The organism is Mesorhizobium sp. M7A.F.Ca.CA.002.05.1.1 (genome assembly GCF_003998335.1).
Classification (GTDB): domain Bacteria; phylum Pseudomonadota; class Alphaproteobacteria; order Rhizobiales; family Rhizobiaceae; genus Mesorhizobium.
Genome location: NZ_RZQI01001607.1, coordinates 1 through 525 on the forward strand (window position 1 = coordinate 1; position 525 = coordinate 525).

The following is a 525-nucleotide window of genomic DNA, read 5'->3' on the forward strand; positions in this document are numbered from 1 at the left end:
GTCCTTGAACGCGCGATAGGCATCCAATGGATGAAGTGGGACGCGATCGATGTTCTCGGCCAGCGAAACTTCCTCCGCCAGGACAGCGTTGTTGCCCATGACACAAGGAACGGGTGCGGTCCTGGCAAGCCGCTTCTGGCTCACGAGCATTTCGAGAGCGCGGTAGCGGCGACCGCCGGCCGGCACCTCGAATATGCCTGTCTCGTCGCCGCCGGCATCGAGCAGGGGACGAACATGGAGGCTCTGGATCAGGCCCCGGCGGGCGATCGAAGCCGCCAGATCCTCGATCGAGACGCCGGCCTTGATGCGCCGGACGTTGCTCTGGGCGAGCACCAACTTGTTGAAAGGGATGTCGCGCGAGGACGACAAGGTGATCTTTTGAACGGCAGTAGCCATGGTGTTTTCTCCGCGACGGTGGCCGAGAGCCTCTCTCTCGACCCAAACCCGTCATGAAATACCGGCACCCCTCTCACTCTCCTGGCCACCGAACCGGGAAGCCGGCGAAGCGCGGTCCGACTCCGGTTC

1 protein-coding gene is annotated in these 525 nt (G+C 63.2%); it reads right to left on the bottom strand.

Going from position 1 to position 525, the window contains the following annotated elements:
* The coding region (locus tag EN939_RS37315) for a ParB/Srx family N-terminal domain-containing protein (RefSeq protein WP_164751655.1) at positions 1-396 on the bottom strand (396 nt) is incomplete at its 3' end.
* Between the last annotated feature and the right edge of the window lie 129 nt (positions 397-525).